This window comes from bacterium (assembly GCA_021372515.1).
In the GTDB taxonomy this organism is placed as follows: Bacteria; Gemmatimonadota; Glassbacteria; order GWA2-58-10; family GWA2-58-10; genus JAJFUG01.
On sequence record JAJFUG010000024.1, the window covers coordinates 1 to 3,297 of the forward strand.

The 3,297-nt window shown below is 63.4% G+C and carries 3 protein-coding genes; all 3 read right to left on the reverse strand.

Annotation, left to right across the window (positions count from 1 at the left end):
- Positions 1 to 1,187, reverse strand: a 1,187-nt coding sequence (locus LLH00_02080; GenBank protein MCE5270054.1) for a hypothetical protein, incomplete at its 3' end; no start/stop codon positions are given.
- An 8-nt stretch (positions 1,188 to 1,195) separates the two neighbouring features.
- Positions 1,196 to 2,458: an outer membrane protein transport protein gene (locus LLH00_02085; protein MCE5270055.1), complete on the reverse strand. Its 1,263-nt coding sequence runs from the start codon at positions 2,456 to 2,458 to the stop codon at positions 1,196 to 1,198.
- 187 nt (positions 2,459 to 2,645) lie between these two features.
- A complete protein-coding gene (locus LLH00_02090) occupies positions 2,646 to 3,215 on the reverse strand; it encodes a hypothetical protein (protein ID MCE5270056.1) in 570 nt (189 codons plus the stop codon).
- Positions 3,216 to 3,297: the final 82 nt, after the last annotated feature.

Consider the following 3,297-nt stretch of genomic DNA (forward strand, 5'->3'; position numbering starts at 1 on the left):
CGGGTGAACCGCCGGGTCGAATCGGAGGGAAGGTTGAGCACCAGCTGGGGGGCCTCGCGCTCGCGGCTGAGCCTCTCACGCTCGGCCAGGCGCTGCTCGACCCGGCTCATCAGGCTGTCCACCAGCGGGTCGGGGCCCAGCTCACGGGCGCGTATCAGACGGTCGCGGGCGAAGATGAGAGAATCGCGATCCAGCAGGAGGGAGGCCTCCCGGATCAGCTCCCCCTGTCGCTGGGAGCGGGCCTGTGCCGCGATCAGGCTGTCCACCCGGAGGGAGTATTCGCGGGCCTGACGGTTGCGCGGATCGAGCTGCAGCGCGCGCCTGAGGTCACGCCCGGCCTCGGTCAGACGGCCCTGCTCCAGGGTCCGCCGGCCCCGGGCCAGAAGGCTGTCAGCGGCGAGAAGTCGGTCGTCCTCGGCCGCGGATAGCTGGCGGCTGCGCTGCTCCACTTTCTCCAATACGTTGAGGATACGCGCGTCCAGCGGGGCAAGCGCCAAGGCACGCTCGGCGGAGTCGCGGGCCGCCTCCAGCGCCCCTTTCTCAAGGGAACGCACGGCGCCGTTCAGAAGACGGTCCACCTGCTGCTGGCGGGCCTGCTCATCCCGCAGATGGATCGAGTCCGTCACCCGGCGCAGGTGCTCCTTGACCGTCTCGTTTTCCGGGTCCAGGTTCATGGCTGTTTCCAGCCTGTTCCTGGCCTCATCCAGGTCGCCCTGGCGCTCGAATTCCAGGGCGCGCGTAATCTCGGCGTTCACGTGCTCCTGGTTCTGTTTCTCCTGCCGGCCGCTTTCCAGACGGTCCTCGACCGAGCGCATGTAGCCGAGCAGAGCCTCATGCAGCTCGGGCGCGTGCAGGATCGCTCCAGCCTGGAGTGATAGGTTGAACTCGGCCTGGGCTTTCTCGTACTGACCGAGGTTGAACCAGGCCAGTCCCAGGTAGTAGTGGGGAAGGTAATCCGGGCGCCAATTGCCGTAGGTGCGGGCATTGACCTCTGGCCCGGGTTTCAATTGCAGGGCGGCGTCCAGGTTCTGCACGGCCTCCTGCCAGCGCCCGGCCGCGATATCGTCCATGGCGCGGCCATAGGCGGCATACCAGGTGTCCTGGGCCGCCAGACGGCCGGATGTGGCCTGCCCGAACAGCAGGACCAGGACTGGCAGAAGACTCTTTATGCGGAAAAGGGGGGGCATGGTCAGTCCTAAAAGCGAAACACGGCGGAAAGCAGGGCCTCGGTGATGTTGCGCGAAATGTTTACCGCCGCGTCGATCTGAATCTTGTTGCTCAGCACCGCCCCGGTGCCGAAAGTCACGTGGCGGTCATCCCGTCCGCGGGGGAACAGGCGCTTGAGCGCCTCGTCGTTCACCGTGGTGTACACGGTGTGTGACGGGTCGGTGAAAAAACCAAGCCGCAGCGGCATCTGCCAGCGGTCCATGAAGAGCGAGTATTCCACTCCCAGATGGAACTCGGTCGCATCCTTGAGCACCAGGTCCTGTTTCCCGTCACCGTCCACGAACCGGGCATAGGGGAAATCCTCCTGGTACACCGCGATGTCGTCCTCGTTCAGGTTGCGGTCCAACCCGGCGATCAGGTCGGCGTATTCCACCCGGACAATGTCGGCCGAGAGGGACAGGTTGTCGCGAATCTGCCACGAGGCCCCGAAACCGTAGACATCCGGCACCTTGAACACCAGGCGCTGATCGGCCTGGCTAAGACTCGCGCTGCTGGAATTCTCCCCCACGTCCTCGATGTTGTTCAGGATATGGAACCGCGGCCCGCTGCGGTATACCGCGCCCAGGCTGAGATTCTGGGCGGGCTGGTACTTGACCCCGACGTTCAGGCTGAAACGGGTGTCGCTGGAGTTGGAGGTGACGCTGAAAAAGCGCACCGGACGGTTGTCCTGGCTGCGCTGGAAAAGCTGCTCCGAGAATCTGAACTCCAGAGTCGAGACGATATTGGTCACCCCGATGGACAGGTTGTGCAAGGGCTTGAATGCCAGGGCCGCGCCCCAGTTGTTCACCTGGATGTCACTGAGAGTCTTGTTGCCCGGCTCGAAATCCGCCGGCACCGGGGCATCCGGCTGGCCGAATCCCGGCGCCTCGAAAGAACTCTGGAAATTGATCAGCTCCTGGCGGTAGAACGACACGGCGAAGCGGTCGGAGGGGAAAATCAGAGACAGGTAGCTCTGGCTGCCCACATCGTTGTGGAAACGGCGCGTGAGGTCGTGCTCTTCCTGTGTGCCCGCGTTCTCGGTGTGGTTGAAGCGGCTGACCTTGTAATGCATCGAGATTTCGGGCGTGGTGAGCACGGTCAGCCCGGCGGGATTGGCCATCCCGGCCGTGGCGTCATCCGCCGTGGCGACAAAGGCGCCGCCCAGCCCGACCGCGCGCGCGCTGGGGATGTTGAAATTGAACTGGATGTTGCGGATAAAGGTGTTGCGGTCGTTCTTGCGCCAGAAACTCATCGCCCGGAGGTTGCCGGCCCACGGACCAAGGAGAGGAAACAAAATGACTGCCAGCATTACCGCGTGGCGGAATGTCATGACAGGCAGGGAGCTATGTTTTCTTCTGGGGGAAAGAGTCATGTCCGGGCTGCCGCAGAACTTTGGATGAGCTGGATTTCCGTAAAATAACAATATCGCCCGGCGCGGCTCAGAAATCAACCACCAGCTCGTACCGGCAGTTGATTTGCTTGATCCGTGCCTGCTGCGAGCCGCTCTCCGGAATTTCTATCCGGTACGTGCTTTCCTCGTGAAAGAACCCCGATATGGTTTGACCGTCCAGGGAGCCTCCCGAAACGATCCCCTCGCCGCGCACGGCGTAAAGGCTGTCCGAGGTCGGGCTGACCACGAGCTGGGCCTGGTTGGTGTGCTCGACCAGGATCGTGCCACCCTCCAGCTCGAACTGGGTCTGGACCTGGTACCCGTTGGGGTTTTCCAGGGAGGGGATCAGCTCGCCCAGGAGGTCGATCGTGATGCGAAGGGAGGAGGGCCGGTAGGTCGAGTCCTCGGCCTGCCAGGAGGAGGCGGGCAGGAACGCCCCGCCGGGGCAGCTCAGACGGTACACCGTGCCGTCGCCCGAATAGCCGCCGCTCACCGCGAGGCTGTCCGTGGACTGGACCTCGAACACGAGAGTGCGGCTTTCCGGCTTTTCCGCACGTTCGCAGGCGGAAAGGGAAAGTGCAAGAAGAGTCAGAATGATGCAGAGCTTGAATTTATGCACGCGCAGGGTCCGGGAACCGCTTGTTCATCCAGTAGTGTTCTCTGTGGGTGCGGCACAACGGAATAATACCACCGCCCGGCCG